27 protein-coding genes and 3 tRNA genes are annotated in these 23,041 nt (G+C 72.0%); 22 read left to right on the top strand and 8 right to left on the bottom strand.

What is annotated here, in order from left to right; genetic code table 11:
• Positions 1-85: 85 nt before the first annotated feature.
• The 6 genes from DK412_RS11520 to DK412_RS11495 all read left to right on the top strand — a co-directional run bounded on the left by DK412_RS11520 (position 86) and on the right by DK412_RS11495 (position 2,737).
• Positions 86-475: a TIGR02300 family protein gene (locus tag DK412_RS11520; RefSeq protein ID WP_109975206.1), complete on the top strand. Its 390-nt coding sequence runs from the start codon at positions 86-88 to the stop codon at positions 473-475.
• 217 nt (positions 476-692) lie between these two features.
• A tRNA-Ala gene (locus DK412_RS11515) sits at positions 693-768 on the top strand.
• 97 nt (positions 769-865) lie between these two features.
• Positions 866-941, top strand: a tRNA-Ala gene (locus DK412_RS11510).
• 88 nt (positions 942-1,029) lie between these two features.
• Positions 1,030-1,105, top strand: a tRNA-Ala gene (locus DK412_RS11505).
• Between the two features lie 274 nt (positions 1,106-1,379).
• Positions 1,380-1,622, top strand: coding sequence for a hypothetical protein (locus DK412_RS11500; protein ID WP_109972057.1), 243 nt, complete (start codon positions 1,380-1,382; stop codon positions 1,620-1,622).
• Between the two features lie 224 nt (positions 1,623-1,846).
• Positions 1,847-2,737, top strand: coding sequence for a LysR family transcriptional regulator (locus tag DK412_RS11495; RefSeq protein WP_109972056.1), 891 nt, complete (start codon positions 1,847-1,849; stop codon positions 2,735-2,737).
• 7 nt (positions 2,738-2,744) lie between these two features.
• On the opposite strand, the gene DK412_RS11490 is transcribed toward DK412_RS11495, so the two are convergent.
• The 3 genes from DK412_RS11490 to DK412_RS11480 all read right to left on the bottom strand — a co-directional run bounded on the left by DK412_RS11490 (position 2,745) and on the right by DK412_RS11480 (position 6,395).
• Positions 2,745-3,407 carry a glutathione S-transferase gene (locus DK412_RS11490; RefSeq protein WP_109972055.1) on the bottom strand — a complete coding sequence of 221 codons (663 nt, stop codon included), beginning with the start codon at positions 3,405-3,407 and terminating at the stop codon, positions 2,745-2,747.
• Complete coding sequence (locus DK412_RS11485; RefSeq protein WP_109972054.1) at positions 3,404-4,630, bottom strand: ABC transporter substrate-binding protein; 1,227 nt, start codon at positions 4,628-4,630, stop codon at positions 3,404-3,406. The genes DK412_RS11490 and DK412_RS11485 overlap by 4 nt, the downstream gene beginning before the upstream one ends.
• Before the next feature lie 151 nt (positions 4,631-4,781).
• Positions 4,782-6,395, bottom strand: coding sequence for an acyl-CoA synthetase (locus tag DK412_RS11480; RefSeq protein WP_109972053.1), 1,614 nt, complete (start codon positions 6,393-6,395; stop codon positions 4,782-4,784).
• Positions 6,396-6,593: 198 nt separating this feature from the next.
• Between DK412_RS11480 and DK412_RS11475 the strand changes: the two genes are divergently transcribed.
• The gene (locus DK412_RS11475; RefSeq protein WP_109975205.1) at positions 6,594-7,058 is read left to right on the top strand and encodes an NUDIX domain-containing protein; all 465 of its coding nucleotides are present in this window, start codon (positions 6,594-6,596) and stop codon (positions 7,056-7,058) included.
• A gap of 26 nt (positions 7,059-7,084) precedes the next feature.
• On the opposite strand, the gene DK412_RS11470 is transcribed toward DK412_RS11475, so the two are convergent.
• From DK412_RS11470 to DK412_RS11460, 3 genes are all read right to left on the bottom strand, one after another.
• The gene (locus tag DK412_RS11470; RefSeq protein ID WP_109972052.1) at positions 7,085-7,279 is read right to left on the bottom strand and encodes a hypothetical protein; all 195 of its coding nucleotides are present in this window, start codon (positions 7,277-7,279) and stop codon (positions 7,085-7,087) included.
• 160 nt (positions 7,280-7,439) lie between these two features.
• Complete coding sequence (locus DK412_RS11465; RefSeq protein ID WP_109972051.1) at positions 7,440-7,733, bottom strand: hypothetical protein; 294 nt, start codon at positions 7,731-7,733, stop codon at positions 7,440-7,442.
• Between the two features lie 138 nt (positions 7,734-7,871).
• The gene (locus DK412_RS11460; protein ID WP_093569369.1) at positions 7,872-8,057 is read right to left on the bottom strand and encodes a DUF1508 domain-containing protein; all 186 of its coding nucleotides are present in this window, start codon (positions 8,055-8,057) and stop codon (positions 7,872-7,874) included.
• A gap of 243 nt (positions 8,058-8,300) precedes the next feature.
• On the opposite strand from DK412_RS11460, the gene DK412_RS11455 reads away from it, so the two are divergent.
• The 6 genes from DK412_RS11455 to DK412_RS11430 all read left to right on the top strand — a co-directional run bounded on the left by DK412_RS11455 (position 8,301) and on the right by DK412_RS11430 (position 13,246).
• The gene (locus DK412_RS11455; protein WP_109972050.1) at positions 8,301-8,996 is read left to right on the top strand and encodes a L,D-transpeptidase; all 696 of its coding nucleotides are present in this window, start codon (positions 8,301-8,303) and stop codon (positions 8,994-8,996) included.
• A 111-nt stretch (positions 8,997-9,107) separates the two neighbouring features.
• Complete coding sequence (locus DK412_RS11450; RefSeq protein WP_109972049.1) at positions 9,108-9,857, top strand: SDR family oxidoreductase; 750 nt, start codon at positions 9,108-9,110, stop codon at positions 9,855-9,857.
• A 15-nt stretch (positions 9,858-9,872) separates the two neighbouring features.
• Positions 9,873-10,325 (top strand): cupin domain-containing protein, encoded by a 453-nt coding sequence (locus tag DK412_RS11445; RefSeq protein WP_109972048.1) that lies wholly within the window; start codon positions 9,873-9,875, stop codon positions 10,323-10,325.
• A 59-nt stretch (positions 10,326-10,384) separates the two neighbouring features.
• Positions 10,385-11,284, top strand: a complete 900-nt coding sequence (locus DK412_RS11440) for a sigma-70 family RNA polymerase sigma factor (RefSeq protein ID WP_109975204.1) — start codon at positions 10,385-10,387, stop codon at positions 11,282-11,284.
• A 195-nt stretch (positions 11,285-11,479) separates the two neighbouring features.
• Entirely contained in the window at positions 11,480-11,881 is a 402-nt protein-coding gene (locus tag DK412_RS11435; RefSeq protein WP_109972047.1) for an STAS/SEC14 domain-containing protein, read from the top strand.
• A gap of 132 nt (positions 11,882-12,013) precedes the next feature.
• Positions 12,014-13,246, top strand: a complete 1,233-nt coding sequence (locus tag DK412_RS11430; protein ID WP_109972046.1) for an ABC transporter substrate-binding protein — start codon at positions 12,014-12,016, stop codon at positions 13,244-13,246.
• A gap of 11 nt (positions 13,247-13,257) precedes the next feature.
• Here the strand turns inward: DK412_RS11430 and DK412_RS11425 are convergent, their stop codons facing one another.
• Together DK412_RS11425 and phnF are read right to left on the bottom strand one after the other, a co-directional pair.
• Positions 13,258-13,497 carry a hypothetical protein gene (locus DK412_RS11425; protein ID WP_109972045.1) on the bottom strand — a complete coding sequence of 80 codons (240 nt, stop codon included), beginning with the start codon at positions 13,495-13,497 and terminating at the stop codon, positions 13,258-13,260.
• A 285-nt stretch (positions 13,498-13,782) separates the two neighbouring features.
• On the bottom strand, positions 13,783-14,547 hold the full coding sequence (gene phnF, locus DK412_RS11420; protein WP_109972044.1) for a phosphonate metabolism transcriptional regulator PhnF: 765 nt from the start codon (positions 14,545-14,547) through the stop codon (positions 13,783-13,785).
• 100 nt (positions 14,548-14,647) lie between these two features.
• Between phnF and phnG the strand changes: the two genes are divergently transcribed.
• The 9 genes from phnG (at position 14,648) to DK412_RS11370 (ending at position 23,033) form a co-directional block, all read left to right on the top strand.
• Positions 14,648-15,121: a phosphonate C-P lyase system protein PhnG gene (phnG, locus tag DK412_RS11415; RefSeq protein ID WP_109972043.1), complete on the top strand. Its 474-nt coding sequence runs from the start codon at positions 14,648-14,650 to the stop codon at positions 15,119-15,121.
• Positions 15,121-15,708, top strand: coding sequence for a phosphonate C-P lyase system protein PhnH (gene phnH, locus DK412_RS11410; RefSeq protein ID WP_109972042.1), 588 nt, complete (start codon positions 15,121-15,123; stop codon positions 15,706-15,708). The genes phnG and phnH overlap by 1 nt, the downstream gene beginning before the upstream one ends.
• Positions 15,709-15,713: 5 nt before the next feature.
• Positions 15,714-16,826: a carbon-phosphorus lyase complex subunit PhnI gene (locus DK412_RS11405; protein WP_109972041.1), complete on the top strand. Its 1,113-nt coding sequence runs from the start codon at positions 15,714-15,716 to the stop codon at positions 16,824-16,826.
• The gene (locus DK412_RS11400; protein ID WP_109972040.1) at positions 16,823-17,710 is read left to right on the top strand and encodes an alpha-D-ribose 1-methylphosphonate 5-phosphate C-P-lyase PhnJ; all 888 of its coding nucleotides are present in this window, start codon (positions 16,823-16,825) and stop codon (positions 17,708-17,710) included. Before DK412_RS11405 ends, DK412_RS11400 begins: the two co-directional genes overlap by 4 nt.
• 458 nt (positions 17,711-18,168) lie before the next feature.
• Positions 18,169-18,942: a phosphonate C-P lyase system protein PhnK gene (gene phnK / locus DK412_RS11390; protein WP_109972039.1), complete on the top strand. Its 774-nt coding sequence runs from the start codon at positions 18,169-18,171 to the stop codon at positions 18,940-18,942.
• Positions 18,942-19,658, top strand: a complete 717-nt coding sequence (gene phnL / locus DK412_RS11385; protein WP_109975203.1) for a phosphonate C-P lyase system protein PhnL — start codon at positions 18,942-18,944, stop codon at positions 19,656-19,658. Before phnK ends, phnL begins: the two co-directional genes overlap by 1 nt.
• 18 nt (positions 19,659-19,676) lie before the next feature.
• Entirely contained in the window at positions 19,677-20,813 is a 1,137-nt protein-coding gene (locus DK412_RS11380) for an alpha-D-ribose 1-methylphosphonate 5-triphosphate diphosphatase (protein WP_109972038.1), read from the top strand.
• Positions 20,813-21,346, top strand: coding sequence for a phosphonate metabolism protein/1,5-bisphosphokinase (PRPP-forming) PhnN (gene phnN, locus DK412_RS11375; RefSeq protein WP_109975202.1), 534 nt, complete (start codon positions 20,813-20,815; stop codon positions 21,344-21,346). Before DK412_RS11380 ends, phnN begins: the two co-directional genes overlap by 1 nt.
• Before the next feature lie 148 nt (positions 21,347-21,494).
• Positions 21,495-23,033 carry a CHAD domain-containing protein gene (locus DK412_RS11370; RefSeq protein WP_109972037.1) on the top strand — a complete coding sequence of 513 codons (1,539 nt, stop codon included), beginning with the start codon at positions 21,495-21,497 and terminating at the stop codon, positions 23,031-23,033.
• The last annotated feature ends 8 nt before the right edge of the window (positions 23,034-23,041 follow it).

Here is a 23,041-nt window from a genome sequence, read left to right as displayed (position 1 = left end):
GCCGGCCCCACAGGTATTTGACAGGGCTGGCGGGCGCGACTAACCGAACCCACTCTTGACCGACATCGACAGGAACGTGACGACCGTGGCCAGACCGGAACTCGGCTTGAAGCGCCAGTGCATGAGCTGCGGCGCGAAGTTCTACGACCTCAGCAGGGACCCCGCCGTGTGCCCCAAATGCGGCACCGTCTATCAGGTCGCCGCTCTCTCCAGCACCCGCGTCCCCGCCCCGGCCATCGCCAACCGCGCCCCGCGCGAAGAGGAGACCGAGGAGGAGGCCGGCGCCCCCGAGATGGTCTCCCTCGACGAGGTCGAGGCCGCCGAGGACGGCGCCGACGTCTCGGTCGACGACGATGACGCCGACGTGGCCGATACCGGCGGCGACGACGACACCTTCCTGGAGGAGGACGAGGAGAGCGGCGACGACGTCTCCGACCTCATCGACGGCGACATCGAGAACGACGAGGAATCCTGAATTCTTTTCTGCGCGCTGAGCGATGGCGGCGGGACCCGCCATCACCCAACGCGCTGGTATCTCTGTGGAATTCGCGGCAGTCACGAAAACTTCGCGAAGACCCGCCCCGAGGGCTTGTGTCCGGCGCCACACCCTCATATACCGCCGCTCACCGACGGCGACCCCGCGAGGGGGCGCCGGACCGGTTCCGGGACGGATCCCATACGTCCCGTAGCGTGGGGCTTTAGCTCAGCTGGGAGAGCGCCTGCATGGCATGCAGGAGGTCAGCGGTTCGATCCCGCTAAGCTCCACCAACTCACCTCAGGCCCGCCTGGGGTGATCCGATCGCGATCCGCGATCACGACGAGACGATGAAAACCGCCGGCGTACCCAGCGCCGCGGCTGACGGATGGGGCTTTAGCTCAGCTGGGAGAGCGCCTGCATGGCATGCAGGAGGTCAGCGGTTCGATCCCGCTAAGCTCCACCAACCTCCTTCAGGCTTCGCCTGACACGATCAGATCGCAGCCAGCGATCAACGAAACCCGACAGCGTACCCAGCGCTGCGGTTGACGGATGGGGCTTTAGCTCAGCTGGGAGAGCGCCTGCATGGCATGCAGGAGGTCAGCGGTTCGATCCCGCTAAGCTCCACCATCCCCTCCATACGACCTGACTTTGATGTTGGCTGCGTCGGCGACCTTTTTCGGTCGATTCGCATGCGTCGAGCGCGGGCCGTGGCGTGGATTGCCCTGATTCGATCGTAGAGTTTTTTCTCCCGAGACTGTCCTGCCCTGATGCCGACCCTTCGCATGGTCGGGCCGGTGGAGTTCGGAACCCGATCCGGCGGGTCCTTGACGGCGATCGTCCTCGTCCGAATATTGCGGACACGGTGACGGGCAATCCCGGTCCGGACCGTGGGATAGTCCCGATGGCCGATGCTTCGCTCGACACCGCCGAACAAGTCGCACGCGTCCTCCGGTCAATCGAGGAGACGCAGAAGTTCGTCGCCGAGCAGCGCAAGCTGATGTCCGAGCAGGCCAAGCTTCAGGCGGAAGCTGCCAAGATGGAACGTGATCGCGCGCTCGCCCCGTGGCAGATCGTCGTTGCCAGCATGGCCGCCGGCGCCGCTTTCTTCGGAGCCGGCGCCGCCTTCATCAAACTCCTGACATAACCTTCGATCGTTTTCTGGAGTGCCTCACCTTGCTCCGCCGATCGGAACGGCGTTGGTCGAACTCCTCGGATGCGACAACCCGGCGACGAAGGCGGCGCCCCGCCCCTTCCGTCGAGGCGTGAGACGGACCGGCCCTCCCACCGGCGATCGGCGGGACGTCCCGGCGCAATGCCGCAGATCGCGGTCGGCGTCGGAGCCTGCAACCGAACGAGGAGCGATCGACCGTGGACCGGTGGCAGGCGATGCGCATCGTCGCGAAGGTGGCGGAGACGGAGAGCTTTGCCGAGACCGCGCGCCTCCTCCATCTGAGCCCCCCGGTCGTGACCCGGGCGGTGGCGGCTCTGGAAGAGGCGATCGGCGCGCGCTTGTTCGTGCGCACCACCCGGTCGGTGAAGCTCACCGAGGCGGGTGCGCGCTACGTCGCCGATTGCCGGCGTATCCTGGCCGACATCGCCGAGGCCGAGGCCGCGGCGGCGGGCTCCTACGGCATGCCGTCGGGGACGCTCGCGGTGACGGCACCGATCCTGTTCGGGCACATCCACGTCCTGCCGATCGTGACCGACTACCTCGATACCTACCCGGCGATGGCGGCCCGCACCCTGTTCGTCGACCGGCCGGTCAACCTCGTCGAGGAGGGCATTGACGTCGCCATCCGCATCGGCCACCTGCCGGATACCGGCCTCACCGCCGTGAAGGTCGGGGCGGTGCGCCGCGTCGTCTGCGGGGCGCCGGGCTACTTCGCGCGGGCCGGCGTGCCGGCGCGGCCCGCGGACCTGAAGCAGCACCGCATCGCGGTCTCGACCGGGTCCTGGGCCTCGCCCGAATGGCGGTTCGCGGGCGACGAGCGGATGACCATCCGTCCGGCGCTCGAGACCAACACCAACGAGGCGTGCATCACCGCCGCGCTCGCCGGATGGGGCCTGACGCGGGTGCTGCACTACCAGATCGGCCCCGCCCTGCGCGAGGGCCGGCTGCGGATCGTGCTCGCCGAGTACGAGGAGGAGCCGCTGCCGATCCACGTGCTCCATCCGGAGGGGCGGCACGCCCCCGCCAAGGTGCGGACCTTCGTCGATTTCGCGGTGGCGCGCCTGCGCGCCACCGCGCTGCTGAACTGAACGGGCGTCAGCCGCCGAGCGGCGAGGGTACCGGCGAGACGCCCTGCGCCGCGGCCGCCCGCCGCTCCGCCGCGAGCGCCCGCGCGTAGGACGGCTCGGCCTTCAGGCCCTCCCAGTAGGTTCGGGCGAAGTCCGGCAGCTGCTCGCCCAAGCCCGCGAACTCGGCCAGCATCAGGGCGTAGCCGATGCTGATGTCGGCGGCGGTGAAGCGTCCGGCACAGACGAAGCGCCTGTCGCCCAGCACCGTCCCGAAGCCCTTGAGCCGCGACAGGAACCATCGCGAATAATCCTCGACGAGGCCGGGATTGCGCCGCTCCGGCGGCTCGAACCGGCCGTAGCGCAGCACCAGGGTCTGCGGGAAGGTCAGGGTCGCCTCGCCGAAATGCAGCGCGTTGAGGTAGCGGCCGTACTCCGCCTCCTCGGGCCGCACGCCGAGCCCTCCGGCGCCGTGGCGCGCCGCCAGATACTCGCAGATCGCCGCCGATTCGGTCATCCGCGTCCCGCCGTCTTCCAGCAGCGGGATCGTGCCGAGCGGGTTGAGGGCGAAGTACGCCTTGGCGTGGACCCGCGGCGGGAACGGCAGCATCGCCAGCTCGTAGGGCAGGTCCAGCGCCTCGAGGGCCCAGAGCGGCCGGAACGAGCGGGCGCCGACGCAGTGATGGAGCTTCATTTCGTCACCAGCGGGCAGTTGCCGGCCTGGAGCGGCCGGAAGGCCTGGTCGGCGGGGATGGTCGAGACCAGACGGTAATAGTCCCAGGGGCCCTTCGACTCGGAGGGCTTCTTCACCTCGAACAGGTACATCGGGTGGGTCACCCGCCCGTCGGCCCGCACCTCGGAGCGGCCGAACAAGGGATCCTCCGCCGGCACGCGGCGCATTTCGGCCGTGACCGTGGCGGGGTCCTTGCTGCCGGTCGCCCTCACCGCCCGCAGGTAGTGCATCATGCCCGCGTAGACGCCGGCCTGGACCATGGTCGGCATCCGGCCCTTGTGGCGCTCGGCGAAGCGGCGCGACCAGGCGCGGGTGCCGTCGTTGAGGTCCCAGTAGAAGGCCTCCGTCAGCACCAGCCCCTGCGCCACCTTGAGGCCGAGGGAATGCACGTCGCTCAGGAAGACCAGCAGGCCGGCGAGGCGCTGCCCGCCCTCGGCGACGCCGAACTCGGCCCCCTGCTTGATGGTGTTGATGGTGTCGCTGCCGGCATTCGCCAGCCCGATCACCTTGGCCTTCGAGCCCTGCGCCTGGATCAGGAAGGAGGAATAGTCGGTCGCCGCGACCGGGTGGCGGACCGAGCCCAGCACCGTGCCGCCGTTGCGCGCGACCACCTCCGACACGTCGCGCTCCAGCGCCTTGCCGAAGGCGTAGTCGGCGGTGACGAAGAACCAGGTGTCGCCGCCCGAGCGCACCATCGCGCCGCCGGTGCCGTTGGCGAGCGCCCAGGTGTCGTAGGTCCAGTGGATGGTGTTGGGCGAGCAGAGCGCCCCGGTGATCTCCGAGGCGCCCGCACCGGAATTGATCATCAGCCGGTTCTTCTCGCGCACGATCTGGTGCACCGCGAGCGCCACCGAGGAGAACGGCACGTCGAGCACGACGTCGAGGTCGTCGCGGTCGATCCACTGGCGCACGATGCCGGCGCCGATGTCGGGCTTGTTCTGGTGGTCGGCGGAGAGGACCCGGATGTCGAAACCGGGATTCTGCGCCTTGAAGTCGGCGGCGGCCATCTCGGCCGCCACCACCGAGCCCTCGCCGGCGAGGTCGGAATAGGGCCCGGCCCGGTCGTTCAGCACCCCGAGGGTGACGCGGGTGGGGCCGGCGGCGTGTGCCTGGGCGAGGGTGATCAGGGACGCGGCGGCGAGCGCCAGGGCGCGGGATGCCCGTCGGAGCGTGGATGTCGGCATGGTGTCCTCCCGGTTTCGTCGCGGCATCCGGTCGTTGGTCGCCGGACGTCCCGTCATCCTCCTCGTCATCCGGGGGCTGCGAAAGCGGAACCCGGGATGACGAGGTGTGTCTGATATCGGGCGATCGATCGACCTGTCGTCGACATCATCGTCACGCCCCGTCCCGCTCACGCAGCGCCCGCCGGATGATCTTCCCCGTGGCGGTCATCGGCAGTTCCTCCACGAAGGCGACATGGCGCGGGTACTCGTGGGCGGCGAGCCGCGTGCGCACGAAGTCCTGGATCTCGCGGGCCAGGTCCGGCGTGCCCGCGACCCCGCCCTTCAGCACGATGAAGGCCTTCACCGTCTCGGTCCGCACCGGGTCCGGCACGCCGACGACGCCGCACATCGCCACCGCCGGGTGGCGCAGCAGGCAATCCTCGATCTCGCCTGGGCCGATCCGGTAGCCGGCCGAGGTGATCACGTCGTCGTCGCGGCCGACGAACCACAGGAAGCCGTCCGGGTCGCGCCGGCCGAGATCGCCGGTGATCAGCCACTCGCCGATGAATTTCCGCTCCGTCGCCTCCGGGTTCTGCCAGTAGCCGAGGAACATCACCGGGTCGGGCCGGCGCACCGCGATGTGGCCGGTGGTGCCGTCGGGGACCTCCTGCCCGTCGCCGTCGACGATGCGCACGTCGTGGCCGGGCACCGGCCGGCCCATCGCGCCGGGGCGGGCGGGAAACAGGTCGGCGCAGGAGGAGACGACGAGGTTGCACTCGGTCTGGCCGTAGAACTCGTTGATCGGCACACGGAGCACCGCCTCGCCCCAGGCCAGCATCTCCGCCCCCAGGCTCTCGCCGCCGCTGCCGACCGAGCGCAGATTCAGGCCCGGATAGGGCGTGGTGCGGGCCTGGCGCATCAGCTTCATGGCGGTGGGCGGCAGGAAGACGTTGCGCACCTCGTGCTCGGCCATCAGCCGGAACGCCGCCTCGGGATCGAATTTCCTGGCCCGGTGCGAGACCACCGGCACGCCGTGGTGCAGGGCCGGCAGCAGCACGTCGAGGAGGCCGCCGATCCAGGCCCAGTCGGCCGGGGTCCAGAACCGGTCGCCCGCTTGCGGCAGGAAGCGCTGGGGCATCTCGACCCCCGGCAGGTGGCCGAGCAGCACCCGGTGGGCGTGCAAGGCTCCCTTCGGGTCGCCGGTGGTGCCCGAGGTGTAGATGATGACCGCCGGGTCGTCGGCGGCCGTGTCGACCGGCGCGAAGGCGTCCGAGGCCCGGGCGCACAGGGCGTGGAAATCCTCCGCCCCGTCCGCCGGTCCGTCGATGCAGTAGACCCGCTCCAGGGCGGGGAGCCCCTCGCGGATTCCGGAGAGCAGCGCGGCCCCGGCCCGGTCGGTCACCACCGCCTTCGCGCCGCTGTTGCCGAGGCGGTAGGCCAGCGCGTCGGGCCCGAACAGCACGAAGAGCGGGATGGTGATGAGCCCGGCGCGAAAGCCCGTGATGTGGGCGACCGCCGTCTCGGGCGATTGCGGCAGCAGCACGCCGATCCGGTCGCCGCGCGCGAGGCCGTGCGCCGCCAGCACGTTGGCGAAGCGGTTCGACAGCCGGCGCAGGTCGTCGAAGCCGTATCGCCGGACCGAGCCGTCGGGCTCGAGATGGATCAGCGCCAGGGGATTGCCCGGGGCGCGCCGGTCGCAGACGTCGGTGCCGATGTTGTAGCGGACCGGAATCCGCCAGCGGAATTGCGCCACGAGGTCGGCGTAGCTGTCCGCACGCTGCAGCATCGGCGGTTCCACCCGTGATCGTTCGTGGACCGTCGGGCGGTCCTTCGATTGAAACGATCGTTCATTCGTTTTCAGGTGTCAACACGGGTCGTGGCGGCCCGTGGTGCGGCCTTTCCCGAAACCCGTTAAGGCGTCCGCTCCAGCTCTCCCATGCGAGGTCGTGCGATGGACGGACGTGACACGGGATCGACGGTGCCCTTGCGCGAACGCCCTGCCGCCCGCCTCCTGGTGCTCGACGGCGATGACCGGCTGCTGCTGTTCCGCTTCGCCTTCCGCACCGGCGCGCTCGCCGGGGAGGTGTACTGGGCGACGCCGGGCGGCGGCGTCGAGCCGGGCGAGAGTTTTGCTGAAGCCGCCGTCCGGGAGCTGCGCGAGGAGACAGGCCTCCCCTGCCCTGCGACGGCGCCGATGCTCGGCGAGCGCCGTTTCGCGATGAGGATGCCCGACGGCGAATGGGTCCGGGCGCGGGAGCGCTTCTTCGCCGTGCGGGCCGGGAGCGATCCCCTCTCCCGCGACGGCTGGACGCCGCACGAGGTCGAGGTCCTGGCCGAGCACCGCTGGTGGCCGCGGGCCGAGCTCGCGGCGCCGGGCGTGCAGATCTACCCGGAGGACATCGTCGCGTTCTACGACGCGGCGCGCGACGCCCTGAAGGGTCCCGCGTGACGCCGCGGGACCGGGATCGATTGCCGTTAGAGGTTGGCCAGCGCGGCGTCGAGCGACGCCAGTTCGGTGCGCGCGTCCGAGATCAGACGGGCGTGCTGGAGCTGGAGGGCGCGGCTGTTGGCGCCGAGGCCCGCCGAGGAGCGGATCTCCGCCAGGATCCGCTCGTAGTCCTGAAGCTGCGCTTCGACGCGCCGGCGACGCTCCGCGATGGTGTGCGGCATTCCGGTTCCCCTTGGTTGTGGGGCGGGGCCGCCGCTTGAGCGGACCCGCCATGAGCCAAGCCCGGCCGCCGGAACGGCCAGGCCCTTACAGCCAAGGTCATAGATGCGGCGAGATTGCGGCACGGCCGCCCCGGATGGGGCGGCCGGCCGTCGAAGCGGGTCAGAACCCGCGATAATAGCCGCGCGGGCCGTGGCCGAAGCCGCGGGGACCATAGTGGCGGCGGAAGCCGTAGGCGCGGCCGTAGGGCGGGCCGAAATGGCGGCGATAGCCATAGCCGTAGCGAGGGCCGAAGTGGCGGCGATGGCCGTAATAGCCATATTGCGCCCAGGTCGTCGGCAGAGCGTCCGTCGCCGAAGCAGCGGTCTCGGTCAGCGGAGCGGCGGTGGCGCCCTGCGGCAGAGCGGCGGCGCCGCCCAGGATCAGGCCAGCGGCCAGCATCACGGTCTTCAGCACGTGGTCGGTTCCTCACTCGTGCGGGCCTCCGGAGGGAGGCATGGACCGCGGAAACGCACGGAGTCGGGAAACCGTTGCGCGTCGTACGTCACAGGGTGAACGAGGCGTGTCGAAGGCGCAGGGGGCGAGTGCCGTCTGTCACGCCATCTTGAGCGTCATGTCGACCACCCGGGCGTTGGCGGCGCCCTTCACCAGGGCGATGCCGTGCTCGCAATCCTCGCGGCGGACGTAGCCCTCGCCCGAATCGGCCACCACCTCGCCGTTCTCGGCCCGCAGGCGCCAGCGCCACTCGCCCTTGCCGTCCCGGTAGAGTTCGAAGCGCATCGCGAATTCTCCTGCAGTGTTGCTCTCCGACGACAGATGGGGCCGCGCGCGAGGGCGGCAACGCCCGCGGAGCCCGCCCCTAGCCGGGACACCTCCATCCGCGACGCGTCGGACGGGCCGGACGGGCCCTTGCCAGCTCGGCCATGGGGCGGCAGGGTCCGCCGGGCGATCACGACGGTCGGTGGCCTTCGGGCAGCAATACCGTCTCCTCGTCCGGCAACGGGATACGGGAAGTCCGAGATCATGATCGTGAGGACGGGAAGCGCCGGGGCCGGCGCGCGTGAGGACGGCGTACCAGGGCAACTGCACCGCCGGTCGTTCCTGCTCGGCTCGGCCGCGTGCCTGGGCGGCCTCGGTCTCGCCGGCTGCGCGACCACCGACGGGATGAGCCTCGCCGACGCCTCGGCCCTCTACGGGCCGGTGCCGACGGAGAAATTTCCGATCCCGGCGGTCGACGTCAGCAAGGTCAACCCGAAATACTACCGCCGGACCGTGCAATACGCCTCCAAGGAGGCGCCCGGCACGATCGTGGTCGATCCGGCGAACTATTACGTCTACCGGATCGAGGAGGGCGGCCGCGCGACCCGCTACGGCGCCAATGTCGGCCGCGACGGGTTCCGGTGGAGCGGCGACGCCTATGTCGGGCGCAAGAGCGAGTGGGCGACCTGGACCCCGCCCAAGGAGATGATCCGGCGCCAGCCGGAGGCGGCGAAATACGCCCGCGGCATGCCGGGCGGCCTCGACAACCCGCTCGGCGCCCGCACCCTGCACCTCTACCAGAACGGCGCCTACACGCTCTACACGATCTACGCCAGCAGCGACCCGGAATCGATCGGCTCGGGCATCACCAGCGGCTGCGTCGGCCTGCTGAGCCAGGACATGATCCACCTCTACAACCAGACGCCGGTGAAGACGAAGGTGGTGGTGCTGCCGGCCTGAGGCCGGCGCCGGCCGGACTTTTTTTCCCGGCCGCGTGTCACGATCCCTACCCCCTGCCTCGTCCTGTCGTCGAACGGGTGATCGCCCGTTCCACGCGAGGAGACGGGTGTCATGAAGATCGTTGTGATCGGGGGAAGCGGGCTCATCGGCAGGCAGGTGACCGCGAAGCTTCGGGACGAGGGGCACGAGACGGTCGCCGCCTCGCCGAGCACGGGGGTGAACGCGCTCACGGGGGACGGCCTCGCGGAGGCGCTCGCCGGGGCCGCGGTGGTGGTCGACGTGGCGAACGCGCCGTCCTTCGAGCCCGCTTCGGTGCTCGACTTCTTCGAGCGGTCGAGCCGCAACCTGCTCGAGGCCGGACGGCGGGCGGGCATCCGCCACCACGTCGCCCTCTCGATCGTCGGCACCGACCGCCTGGAGGAGAACGGGTACTTCCGGGCGAAGCTCGCGCAGGAGCGGCTGATCGCGGCCGCCGGCCTGCCCTACACGATCGTGCGCGCGACGCAGTTCTACGAGTTCGTCGCCACCATCGCCGAGGCGGCGGTCGCGGGCGACCGGCTCGTCGTGCCCGACGCCGATTTCCAGCCGATCGCCGCGGCCGACGTCGCGGCCGCCCTCGCCCAGGTGGCGGTCGCGGCGCCCGCGAACGGGACGGTCGAGATCGCCGGGCCGGACCGGGCGCCGTTCCGCGACTTCGTCGCCCGCCGCATCGCCGCCGCCGGCGACGGCCGGACGGTGTCGGCCGACCGGGCGGCGCGCTATTTCGGCGCCAGGCTGGAGCGCGGATCCCTCGTTCCCGCCGACCCGGCCGCCTCGCGCCTCGGGCCGACGCGGTTCGAGACCTGGCTGGCGGCGGCCTGACCGACGGAGGATCCCATGCGCCGGACGCTCATCGGTTTCCATCTTCTCGCCGGGCTCTTCGCCGGTTCCCTGGCCGGCATTCCCGCCGGGGCCGCTGCCCCGGCCGCCGCGGCGGAGTTGCGGGCGGGCGAGGCCCGCGTCACGACGGTCTTCGACCATCCCCTGCCGACCGTGCCCGGCAAGAGCCTGCGCGGCGTCCTCGTCGAATACGGGCCGGGCGGGTCCTCCCCCGCCCACCGGCACGCGGCCTCGGCCTTCATCACCGCGACGGTGGTCGAGGGCGCGATCCGCAGCCGCGTCAATGACGGGCCGGAGCGGGTCTACCGGGCCGGCGAGAGCTTCGTCGAGCAGCCGGGCGACCATCACGCCGTCAGCGCCAATGCCAGCGCCACGGACACGTCCCGGCTGCTCGCGGTCTTCGTCGTCGACACGGAGGATCGCGCGCTGACGGTGCCGGACCGGCCGTGACCGCCCCCTCGCCCCCGTGCGAGGATCCCGCCGTCGCGGGATCGCGCCGCCCCCGCGCCCTGTCGCAGGCCGACACGGCGACCGCCACCTTCGAGGCTCACCGGTCCCGGCTCCTGCGCATCGCCTACCGCATGCTCGGCGCGCGCAGCGAGGCCGAGGACGTGGTGCAGGAGGCCTGGCTGCGCTGGGTCGCCGCCGACCGGAGCGCGGTCGCGGCGCCCTACCCGTTCCTCGCCCGCATCGTGACCCGGCTCTGCCTCGACCAGATGAAGTCGGCCCGCGCCCGGCGGGAGACCTATGTGGGCGCCTGGCTGCCCGAGCCGCTGATCGAGCCGGAGGCGGAGGGCGTGGACGAGGACGACCTCACCCTGACCCTGATGCTGGCGCTGGAGCGCCTGTCGCCGCTCGAGCGCGCGGCCTTCCTGCTCCACGACGTGTTCGACCTGCCGCTCGGCGCGGTGGCGGACGCCCTCGGCCGCGAGGCCGCCGCGGTGCGCCAGCTCGCGGTGCGGGCCCGCCGCCACGTGCGCGCGGCCCGGCCGCGCTTCCCGGTGGCACGGGAGGAGGGCGAGCGGATCGCCCGCGCCTTCTTCGACGCCTCGACGAGCGGCGACGTCGCGGCCCTGCGTAGCCTGCTGGCGCGGAACGCGGTGCTGCACTCCGACGGGGGCGGCAAGGTCCTGGCCTTCCGCAACCCGATCGCCGGGCTGGAGCGCCTGCTGCGCCTCTTCGCCGGGGTCCGGTGCAAGTGGGGCCCGGACCGGGCCGCACTGGTCGCTCCCCTCTGGATCGACGGGCTGCCGGGCTATGTCAGCCGCGAGCGCGGCGGCCTGGTCCAGACGACGGCGCTCGCCATCGAGGAAGGCCGGATCACCGCGATCTACGTCACCCGCAACCCCGACAAGCTGCGCCACGTCGCCTCCGGTCTCCCCGGGCCCGGCGCGGGCGCACCGACCTGATGCGGCGCAGGAGCGCGATCCCGTCGCGGCCGACCTCCCCCTGCGCGCCGGGCCGCCCCTCGCTAAGCCTCCGGGCGGCCGATCCGCGCGGATCGGGACCGCGGGTCGCGGGATCGAAACGCCCGAAAAACCGTTCTCCCGCCACGCGCCGCACTCGTCCCGATCGTCTCTTGCGCGCGGCGTCGCGAGGTCGTCATGAATGCAAGCCCCGACGGGTCGGTCGTCCGGCGCGAATCCCCGCGGCCCGACCTCATCGCCTTCGAGGTCATGGACCGGATCACCAAGCCGGACATCGAGTGGATGTCCTCGATCACCGACGACGCCATGAAGACGTACGGCACGATCGACATGCTGCTGGTCATGTCGAACTACGAGGGCTCGGATCTCGGCGCGCGCTTCGACGGCTACGCCACATCGGTGATGGCCCGCTCGGTGGCGCATATCCGCAAATACGTGGTGGTCGGCGCGCCGGCCTTCGCCCGCGCGATGATCAACCTGTCCGGGACGGTGCTGCCGGTGGACACGAAGACCTTCGACCTCGCCGACGAGGCGGCGGCCTGGGCCTACCTGGCCGAGGCGGGACCGGCCAAGGCCTGAGGAGGCTCGCGGGCGCAAGCCTGTCCGCTCGGTCCCGGGGCTTGCGCGCCGCCGCCCCGCACCCTCTCATGGCCCCCGGGCGCCACGATCCGCTCGCCGAGAAGCGGCACGCGCGCCCGGGAGAACGCCCTGATGCCCGCCATCCCTTTCCGCACCCTGCTCCTCGCCGCCGCGTCCCTGGCGGCGCTCGCCGGCCCCGTCCGCGCCGCCGAGCCGCGGCTCAGCGACGGCAAGGTCAAGCTCGCCGTGCTCAACGACATGTCGAGCGTCTACGCCGATTCCACCGGCCGCGGCTCGGTGATCGCCGCCGAGATGGCGGTGAAGGATTTTGGGGGCACCCTCGACGGCAAGCCGATCGAGGTCGTCTTCGCCGACCACCAGAACAAGCCCGACGTCGGCTCCAACATCGCCCGGCAATGGTACGACCGCGAGGGCGTCGACGTGATCCTCGACGTGCCGACCTCCTCGGTGGCGCTCGCGGTGCAGCAGGTCGCCAAGGAGAAGGGCCGGCTGCTGATCGTCTCGGGCGGCGGCACCTCGGACCTCACCGGGCCGCAATGCTCGCCCACCGGCATCCAGTGGACCTACGACACCTACGCGCTGTCGCACGTCTCCGGGAACGCCGCGGTGAAGAAGGGGCTCGACACCTGGGCCTTCGTCACCGCCGACTACGCCTTCGGCCACGCGCTGGAGCGCGACGCCATCGCGGAGGTGAAGCGCTCCGGCGGCAAGGTGGTCTCCACCGTCCGCGCGCCCTTCGCCACCGCCGACTTCTCGTCGTTCCTGCTCCAGGCGCAGGCCTCGGGCGCCAAGCTCGTCGCCTTCGCCAATGCCGGCGGCGACACCGTCAACGCCATCAAGCAGGCGCACGAATTCGGCATCGTCCAGGGCGGCCAGACCCTGCTGGCGCTCCTCATCAACATCGACGACGTCCACAGCCTCGGCATCGAGGTGGCGCAGGGCCTGCTCCTGACCACCGCCTTCTACTGGGATCGCACGCCCGAGACCCGCGCCTTCGGCACCCGCTTCAAGGAGAAGGCCGGGCTGATGCCGACGATGCACCAGGCCGGCGTCTATTCCTCGGTGCTGCACTACCTCAAGGCCGTGCAGGCCGCCGGCACCGACGACGCGAAGACCGTGATCGCCAAGATGCGCGAGACGCCGGTCAACGACATGTTCGCGACGAACGGCCGGATCCGCGAGGACGGCCGCATGGTCCACGACATGTACCTGATGCAGGTGAAGACGCCGAAGGAATCGACGGGCGAGTGGGACCTCTACAAGCTCGTCGCCACCGTGCCGGGCGACGAGGCGTTCCGGCCGCTCACCGAGGGGGGCTGCCCGCTGGTGACGGCGGTGAAGTAGGGCCGCGCCCGTCAGCGCACCATGTTGCGCAGGCGGCAATACCCGCCGTTGTCCTGGTAGCCCGCCGGGCAGCGCCGCACGCAGGCGCCGGCCGCGAATTTCAGCGGCGGCCGGCAAACCTGGCCCCGGCCGAGCTGCCGGCGCTGGTACTGGTAATCCTGCGCCGGCCCGGCCTGCGCGGAGGCGGGCCAGCCGAGCGGCACCGCGGCGGCGAGGAGGAGCAGGGCGGCGACGGTCGGGCGGGTGGGCATCGGGGGCTCCGGCGTGACGTTGCAGCGATAACCTCCGCTGCGGCAGGAGGTTCGGGACGGGTGCTCGTGCCCACCGGTCGCTTCTCCCGCGCTCCCCTTTCCCGGACGACTGAAGCGACAGCGGTAAGGAGATCCGGGATCCCGCATAAGAACTCGCGAAGCGACCGTTCGTCTGCAACGGTGCAGCGTATGGAGCCGCTTCGCGGCACCTCTCTCCTGGATCCCGGATCTCCTTCCACGTCGTTTCAGTCGTCCGGGAAAGGGGGCGGGCTCAAGGGTGGACGCCTACCCCTCGACCACCAGCTCCACCCGGTCCGCCGCGAACAGGCTCTGCGTCGCCTGGATCGGGACGCCCGCCGCATCGACGTTGACGCTCGAGAGCACGATCAGGACCCGGCCGGGCGCGAGGTCGAGGCGGGCGGCCTCGTCGGCGGCGGCCGGGCGGGCGGTGATGCGGGTGGACAGGCGGGTGTAGTCGGCGATGCCGAATTCCGCGTAGGCGCGGGTGAGCGAGCCGAGGGCCGCGTAGGCCGCCGCGAAACCGTCGAAGCGCGGCAGCGGCAGGCAGGTGCGGGCGGTCGAGAGCGGCGTGCCGTCGGCGCGGTGGATGGTCAGCAATGCGAGCATGGCCGAGCCGGGGGCTACCCCCAAGGCCTCCGCGGTACCGGGATCGGCCGGCACGCTGTCCGCCGCGATCAGGTCCCCCCAGGCCTCGCGGCCGGCCTTGCTGACGATCTCCGAGAAGCGGGTGCGCCGGCCGATCGGGTAGGCGAGCCGCGGCGTCTCCACGAAGGTGCCGCGCCCCTGCGTCGCCCGCACCAGCCCGCGCTCGGCGAGCGCCGCCAGCGCCCGGCGCACGGTGTGGCGGTTGACGCCGAACCGCGCCGCGAGCGCCGCCTCCGTCGGCAGCTGGCTGCCGGGGCCGAGGCGGCCGGCCTCGATGTCGGCAGTCAGCCCGTCCGCGATCTGGCGCCACGCCGCCAGGCCCTCGCCCCGCGCCAGGATCGTCACCGTGCCGTCCGTCACCGGACCGTCGCTCCCTGCGCTCATACCGTCATCCAAGTTTCATTTGCTCCTCGGTTGTCGGTTGTCTATACCATTAGACAACCGCGAGGCCATACGACAGCACGGAAGCCAGCAGGCAGACCCGATGCCCGACCATACCCCATCCCCCGATGAAACGCCCGATCTCGCCGCCCGCCGCGCCGTGATGGCTCTGTGCGGCGAGGCCCGCGCCGAGGAGCTGCGCGACGCTCTCTCCGTGCTGGGCGACGTCGAGCCGACCGAGGACCTGCGCCCGCCGGAGACCGGGTTGGTGATGACCCGCGGCCGCATCGGCGGCGACGGGCAGCCCTTCAACCTCGGCGAGGCGACGGTGACCCGGGCGGCGGTCCGCCTGGGGACCGGCGAGACCGGCTTCGCCTACCATCTCGGCCGCGACCGGGCGAAGGCGCGGCTCGCCGCGACCCTCGACGCGCTGTGGCAGGTCCGGGAGCGGCGCGCGGCGGTCGAGGCGGCGCTCCGCCCCGTCGCGACCCGCCGGGCGGAGGAGCGCTCGGCGGAAGCGCGCCGGACCGCGGCGACGCGGGTGAACTTCTTCACCATGGCTCGGGGAGAAGACTGATGCTCGCCCGCGGCTTTGCCGATCCGGTCCATGACGCCCAGGGCGTCTTCCGCGCCGTGATGGACGCCCTCGCGCGCCCCGGCACGATCCAGCCCCTCGTGACGGAGCTGGCACCCCCGGCGCCGCTGACGCCCGAACTCGCCGCCATCGCCCTGGCACTCACTGACGCCGACGCGCCGCTCTGGCTCGACGGGGCGCTCGCGAAAAACCCTGCCGTGGCGAGTTTTCTCCGCTTCCATACCGGCGCGCGCATCACCGCGGATCCGCTTGACGCCGCCTTCGCGCTGGTCTCCGACCCCGCCGCCTGCCCCGATTTCAACGCCTTCGCGCAAGGCACGCCGGCCTATCCCGACCGCTCCGCGACCCTGGTGCTGGCGGTCTCCGACCTCTCGGACCGCCCGGGCTGGCGCCTCGACGGGCCGGGCATCAAGGGCAGCGCGACGCTCTCCGCCGCGCCGTTGCCGGCGGACATGCGCGACCGGCTCGGCCGCAACCACGCCGGCTTCCCGCAAGGGATCGACCTGATCCTCGCCGCGCCCGGCCGCCTCGCGGCCCTGCCGCGCTCCACCCGCGTCACCGGAGGCTGATCGCCATGTACGTGGCCGTGAAGGGCGGCGAGGCCGCCATCGCCAACGCGCACCGGCTCCTCGCCGAGACCCGCCGGGGCGACGCGCGCGTCCCCGAGCTCTCGGTGGCGCAGATCCGCGAGCAGATGGCGCTCCTCGTCGACCGGGTGATGACCGAGGGCTCGCTGCACGATCCCGACCTCGCGGCGCTCGCCCTCAAGCAGGCGCGCGGCGACCTGATCGAGGCGGTGTTCCTGGTGCGGGCCTACCGCACCACCCTGCCCCGCTTCGGCGCCTCCGAGCCGGTCGAGACCGGCGCCATGACGTTGCGCCGCCGGATCTCCGCCACCTACAAGGACCTGCCCGGCGGCCAGGTGCTCGGCCCGACCTTCGACTACACCCACCGGCTGATCGATTTTTCGCTCGCCGCCGCGGGCGAGGCGCCGTTGGCCGAGGAGGCCGAGCCGCTGGCGGATGCCGCCCACGCCCCGCGGGTCACCGATCTGCTGGGCCAGGACGGCCTGATCGAGCCCTCCGCCCCCGACGACGGCACCCCACCCGGCGACCTCACCCGCGAGCCGCTCGATTTCCCGGCCGACCGGGCGCTCCGGCTCCAGGCGCTGGCGCGGGGCGACGAGGGCTTCGTCCTGGCGCTCGGCTACTCGACGCAGCGCGGCTACGGCCGCACCCACCCCTTCGTCGGCGAGATCCGGGTGGGCACCGTGGCGGTCGAGTTCGTGCCGGAGGAGCTGGGCTTTCCGGTGCCGCTGGGCGAGGTGGCGCTCACCGAGTGCCAGATGGTCAACCAGTTCCACGGCAGTGCCGAGGTGCCGCCCCAGTTCACCCGCGGCTACGGCCTCGCCTTCGGCCAGAGCGAGCGCAAGGCGATGGCGATGGCCCTGGTCGACCGGGCGCTCCGGGCGCAAGAACTCGGCGAGCCGGTCGGCGCCCCGGCCCAGGACCAGGAATTCGTGCTGGCCCATTGCGACGCGCTCCAGGCGACCGGCTTCGTCGAGCACCTGAAGCTGCCCCACTACGTCGACTTCCAGGCCGAGCTGGAGCTGGTGCGGCGCCTGCGCGCCGAGCACGCCGCGAAACGCGCGGCGCCCGAGACCGAGATGAAGGAGGCCGCGGAATGACGACCGCCGACCCCGAGACCGGCTACAACTTCGCCTATCTCGACGAGGGCACCAAGCGGATGATCCGCCGGGCGATCCTCAAGGCGATCGCGATCCCCGGCTACCAGGTGCCCTTCGCCTCGCGCGAGATGCCGATGCCCTACGGCTGGGGCACCGGCGGGGTGCAGGTCACCGCCGCGATCCTGGGGCGGGCCGACGTGCTCAAGGTCATCGACCAGGGCTCGGACGACACCACCAACGCGGTGTCGATCCGCGCCTTCTTCGCCCGCACGGCGAACGTCGCCGTCACCACCCACACCCGGGAGGCCACGGTGATCCAGACCCGCCACCGCATCCCGGAGGCGCCGCTGCATGAGGGCCAGGTCCTGGTCTACCAGGTGCCGATCCCCGAGCCCCTGCGCTTCCTCGAGCCGCGGGAGACCGAGACGCGCCAGCTCCACGCCCTGTCCGAGTACGGGCTGATGCACGTCAAGCTCTACGAGGACATCGCCCGCCACGGCCACATCGCCACCACCTACGCCTACCCGGTCGAGGTCGCGGGCCGCTACGTCATGGACCCCTCGCCGACCCCGAAATTCGACAACCCGAAGATGGACGACAGCCCGGCGCTGCAAGTGTTCGGCGCCGGCCGCGAGAAGCGGATCTACGCCGTGCCGCCCTACACGACGGTGCGCAGCCTCGATTTCGAGGACCATCCGTTCCGGGTCCAGCGCTTCGACAAGCCGTGCGCGCTCTGCGGCGCCGAGGGCGTCTACCTCGACGAGGTGCTGCTCGACGACGCCGGCGGGCGGATGTTCGTCTGCTCGGACACCGACCATTGCGAGGAGCGGCGCGCCGACGGGCATACCGGGACCGGCGGCGTCGAGGAGGCGGCGCGTGTCTGACTTCGTCGTCCGCCGGGCGGAAAAGCCCGACCTGCCGGCCGTGCTCGGCCTCTACTCCGAGCTGAATCACGGCCGGGTCGCCCCCCTGCCCCAGGCCGAGGCCCTGCTCGCCCGCCTCGACGCCTATCCCGATTACCGGCTCTACGTCGCGGAAACCGGGGGCCGGATCGTCGGCACCTTCTGCCTCGTGATCCTCGACAACATCGCCCATTGGGGCATGCCCTCCGCCCTCGTCGAGAGCGTGGTGGTGGCGGAGGTCGAGCGCGGCACCGGCCTCGGCCGGCGGATGATGCGGGAGGCCGGACGGCTCGCCGCCGAGAAGGGCTGCTACAAGCTCGCCCTGTCCTCGAACGTCGACGCCAAGCCGGCCCACCGCTTCTACGAGAGCCTCGGCTTCGAGGCTTATGGCTACAGCTTCCGGCTCGATCCCCCTTCACCCGCGACGCGGAGGAGACCGCATGAGCGACGCCCTGCTCCAGGCCCGCGGCCTGACCAAGCATTACGGTGCCCGCACGGCCTGCGCCGACGTCTCGTTCGACCTCGATCCCGGCGAGGTGCTGGCGATCGTCGGCGAGTCGGGCTCCGGCAAGTCGACGCTGCTCTCGCTCGTCGCCACGGAGCTTTCCCCGGATTCCGGCACCGTCTCCTACCGGATGCGCGACGGGGTCATGCGCGACCTTGGCGAGTTGAGCGAGGCCGAGCGCCGGGCCCTGATGCGGACCGATTGGGGCTTCGTGCGCCAGGACGCGGCCAAGGGCCTGCGCATGGCGGTCTCGGCCGGCGGCAATGTCGGCGAGCGGCTGATGGGGGCGGGTGCGCGCCATTACGGCCAGATCCGCGGCACGGCGCTCGACTGGCTCGCCAAGGTCGAGATCGCCGCCGACCGGGTCGACGACCCGCCGACGCGGTTCTCCGGCGGCATGCGCCAGCGGCTCCAGATCGCCCGCAACCTCGTCACCGGCCCACGCCTGGTGCTGATGGACGAGCCGACCTCGGGGCTCGACGTCTCGGTCCAGGCCCGCCTCCTCGACCTGATCCGCGGCCTCGTCGCCGAGCTCGGCCTCGCGGTGATCATCGTCACCCACGACCTCGCGGTGGCCCGCCTCCTGTCGCACCGGGTGATGGTGATGCGCGCCGGCCGGGTGATCGAGACCGGCCTCACCGACCAGGTGCTCGACGATCCCGCCGAGCCCTACACCCAGCTCCTCGTCTCCTCGGTGCTCGCCGCATGATGCCCGATCGAACCCTCCCCGCCCTCGAATTCCGCGACGTGGCCAAGACCTTCACCCTGCACCTGCGCGGCGGCGTGCAGCTGCCGGTGATGGCGGGCGCCGACCTCGCGGTGTATCCGGGCGAGTGCGTGGTGCTCGGCGGGCCCTCGGGCGCCGGCAAGTCCTCGCTCCTGAAGATGGCCTACGGCAACTATCGCTGCGACCGGGGCGAGATCCTGGTGCGCGACGGGAAGGAGCGCATCGACGTCGCCTCCGCCTCGCCCCGCGAGGTTCTGGTCCTGCGGCGCCGCACGATCTCCTACGTGTCGCAATTCCTGCGGGTGATCCCGCGGGTCGGCGCCCGCGAGGTGGTGGCCTCCGCCGGCCGCGAGGGCGGCCTCTCCGCCGATCTCGCGCTCGCCCGCGCAGAAGAGCTTTTGTCCCGCCTCAACCTGCCCGAGCGCCTGTGGGACCTGCCGCCCGCGACCTTCTCGGGCGGCGAGCAGCAGCGGGTCAACATCGCCCGCGGGCTGATCGCCGAGCGGCCGGTCCTGCTCCTCGACGAGCCGACCGCCTCCCTCGACGCGCGGAACCGCGCCGTGGTGGTGGAGCTGATCCGCGCCCGCCAGGCCGCCGGCGCGGCTTTGCTCGGCATCTTCCACGACACCGACGTGCGCGAGGCGGTGGCGACCCGGGTGGTCGACGTCACCGCCTTCGCGCAGAAGCGCGCGGCCTGATCAAGTAAGGGGACCTCCATGGAAGACCGGATCCTCGAGAACGCCACCCTGGTGCTGCCCGACTGGGTCCAGCGCGGCTGGCTCGCCATCGTGGATGGCCGCATCGCCGAGATCGGCGAGGGCCGCGCACCCGAGCGCGGCCTCGACCTTCACGGCGACCACTTGATCCCGGGCCTCGTCGAGCTGCACACCGACCATCTCGAGAGCCACTACGCCCCCCGCCCGAAGGTGCGCTGGCACCCGCTCGGCGCCGTGCTCGCCTACGACGCGCAGATCGCGGCCTCGGGCATCACCACGGTGTTCGATTCGCTGCGCGCCGGCAGCGATCCGGACGGCAGCGGGCTCGGCCCCGAGCTGATGCAGCTCGCCGGCGCGATCGCGACCGCCAAGGGCGCCGACCTCTTTCGCGCCGAGCACCTGACGCACTTGCGCTGCGAGATCCCCTCCGCCGACCTGATGGACACCGTGCGGGACTTCACCGCCCGCTACCCCGTCGGTCTGATCTCGCTGATGGACCACACGCCGGGCCAGCGCCAGTTCCGCGACATCGAGAAGTACTACACCTACGCCACCCGCGGCGGCCGCTCGATCGTCGAGATCCAGGCCAACACCGCGATGAAGATCCGCGACGGCGAGGCCTTCAACGCGATCAACCGCCCGGCCCTCGTCGCGCTCGCCCGCCAGCAGGGCATCGCGCTCGCCAGCCATGACGACACCACGCTGGCCGACGTCGCCATGGCGAGGGGCGAGGGCGTGCGGCTCGCCGAGTTCCCGACGACGATGGAGGCGGCGCGAGCCGCCCGCGAGGCCGGCATCACCGTGATGATGGGCGCGCCGAACCTCATCCGCGGCGGCTCGCATTCCGGCAACGTCGCGGCGGAGGACCTCGCCCGGGAGGGCCTGCTCGACGTGCTCTCCTCCGACTACGTCCCGGCGAGCCTGATGATGGCGGCGCTCAGCCTGCCCGAGCGCGTCGCGTCGATCACCCTGCCGGAGGCGGTCGCCACGGTGACCGCCAACCCGGCCCGGGCCACCGGCCTCGACGACCGCGGCGCCATCGCGAAAAACCTTCGCGCCGACCTCGTGCGGGTGCGCCTCGCCGAGGGCGTGCCGGTGGTGCGGCAGGTGTGGCGCCAGGGCAGGCGGGTGGCGTGATGGGCACCGGCGGCTTCGTCCTCGTCGTCGGCCCGAGCGGGGCCGGCAAGGACACCCTCCTGCGCCTCGCCCGCGAGGCCCTGGCGGGCGAGCCCCGCTACGTCTTCCCGCGCCGCCTCGTGACCCGCCCGCCCTCGGAGCACGAGGACAACGAGCCGATCGGCGAGGACGAGTTTCGCGCCGGCGAGGCGGCGGGCCGCTTCGCCCTGTCCTGGCGCGCCCACGGCCTCGGCTACGCGCTGCCGGAATCGACCGCTTCGCTCGCCCGCGCCGGGCACGTGGTGGTCTGCAACGTCTCGCGCCGGGTGGTGGCCGAGGCGCGAAGGCGCCTGCCCGGCGTCACCGTGGTCGAGGTCACGGCGCCGCCGGAGGTGCTGGCCGCCCGCCTCGCCGCCCGCGGCAGGCCGGAGGACGGCGACCTCGGGGCGCGGCTCTCGCGCTCGGCCCCGGTCACCGCCGACCTCGTGGTGATGAACGACGGATCGCCGGAAGCCGGAGCGGACAAGCTCCTCGCCCACCTGCGGGCGCGCTGACGGCTCCCGCCCGGGCGCGCTTTCGCGCCCCTGACCCACGGATAACGGGCGGTTTGCCGCGGCCTTTGCGAAACTTTTCGGCCTCGTCCATGATTTCCGCTGCACTCCCACCCGCTGGGAGTCCGAACGGGAGATCAGGACCGCCGTGATGAGCGAACCGCGCGAGACCGAGCTAAAGCTGGATGTCGAAGCCTCCGACATCGCGCGCCTGCGGGAGCATCCGCTGCTCGCCGGAGATTGGGCCGAGACCGAGCTGACCTCGACCTATTTCGACACGCCGGACGGCCGCCTGCGCGAGGCCGGCTACACCCTCCGGGTGCGCCAGGACGGCGACCGCCACATCCAGACCGTGAAGGCCCGGGGCAACGGCGCGGTCGGCCTGTTCGACCGGCCGGAATGGGAGAGCGCCGTCGCGGGGCCGAATCCTGAGCCTGCGGCCTTCGCCGGTACCCCGATCGCGAAGATCCTCGACGGCGCGACGGAGCTGGCCCCCCTCTACACCTCCACGGTGACCCGCAGCGTGCGCTGCCTGGCCGAGACCGGGCCGGCCGGCAGCCGCATCGAGGTCGCCCTCGACCGCGGTCGGGTCTGGGGTCCGGACGACCGCGTCTCCCCGGTGAGCGAGATCGAGTTCGAGCTGACCGGCGGCGCGCCCGGGGCCCTGTTCGACCTCGCCCGCGCGCTCGGCGCCGACGTGCCCCTGCGCCTCGGCGTGCTGAGCAAGTTCGAGCGCGGCGACTTCCTGATCGGGGGCCGGCTCGGGCGCGCCGTGAAGGCCGAGCCGGTGCCGCTCGATCCCGACATGAGTGCCGCCCAGGCGTTCCAGGCCGTGGCGCTCGCCTGCCTGCGCCAGACCCGCCTCAACGAGACCGTGCTGCTCGCCCGCCGCGACGTCGAGGCCCTGCACCAGCTTCGGGTATCCTTGCGCCGCCTGCGCTCGGCCTTCTCGCTGTTCGGCGGCGTGATCGAGGACCGGCGGGTGCCGGCGATCAAGGCGGAGCTGAAGCGCCTGAGCGAGCCCTTCGGGCATGCCCGCAACCTCGACGTCTATCTCGGCAAGACCCTGCCGCGGGAGCGCGAGCGGCGCCCTGACGAAAACGGTCTCCTGATCCTGGAACGCCACCTCGAGACCGAGAGGGCGGCGGCCCACGATGCGGTGCGGGCGGTGCTGGAGAGCCGCGAGTGGCGCGACTTCCTCCTCGACCTCGTCGCCTGGATCGAGGCCGGCCCCTGGCTCGGCCCCGACAACCCGCACGCGGCCCGCCGCGACGGCCCGGCCAAGGCCTTCGCCACCGAGGAGCTGGAGCGCCGCCGCCGCCAGGTGAAGAAGCGCGGCCGCCACCTCGCCGAACTCGATCCGGAGGCGCGCCACCGGGTGCGGATCGCCGCCAAGAAGCTGCGCTACGGCGCGGAGTTCTTCGCGGCTCTCTACGCGGGCAAGAAAGCGGGCAAGCGCCACGCCGCCTTCGTCGAGGCCCTGGCCGACCTGCAGGACCATCTCGGCGACCTCAACGACATCGCCACCGCCCACACCCTGGCGGCCGAACTCGCCAAGGGCGCGCCGGAGGGCGCGGTCTTCGCCGCCGGCCTCGCCACGGCCGACACCGAGGCCCGCACCGAGCACCTGCTCGCCGAGGCCGCGACGGCGCACGAGGCTCTGATCGACGTCCGTCCGTTCTGGCGCTGACGCCCGGG

The sequence above is a fragment of the Methylobacterium sp. 17Sr1-1 genome (genome assembly GCF_003173775.1).
In the GTDB taxonomy this organism is placed as follows: Bacteria; Pseudomonadota; Alphaproteobacteria; order Rhizobiales; family Beijerinckiaceae; genus Methylobacterium.
This window is presented reverse-complemented; position numbering and strand designations above follow the sequence as displayed.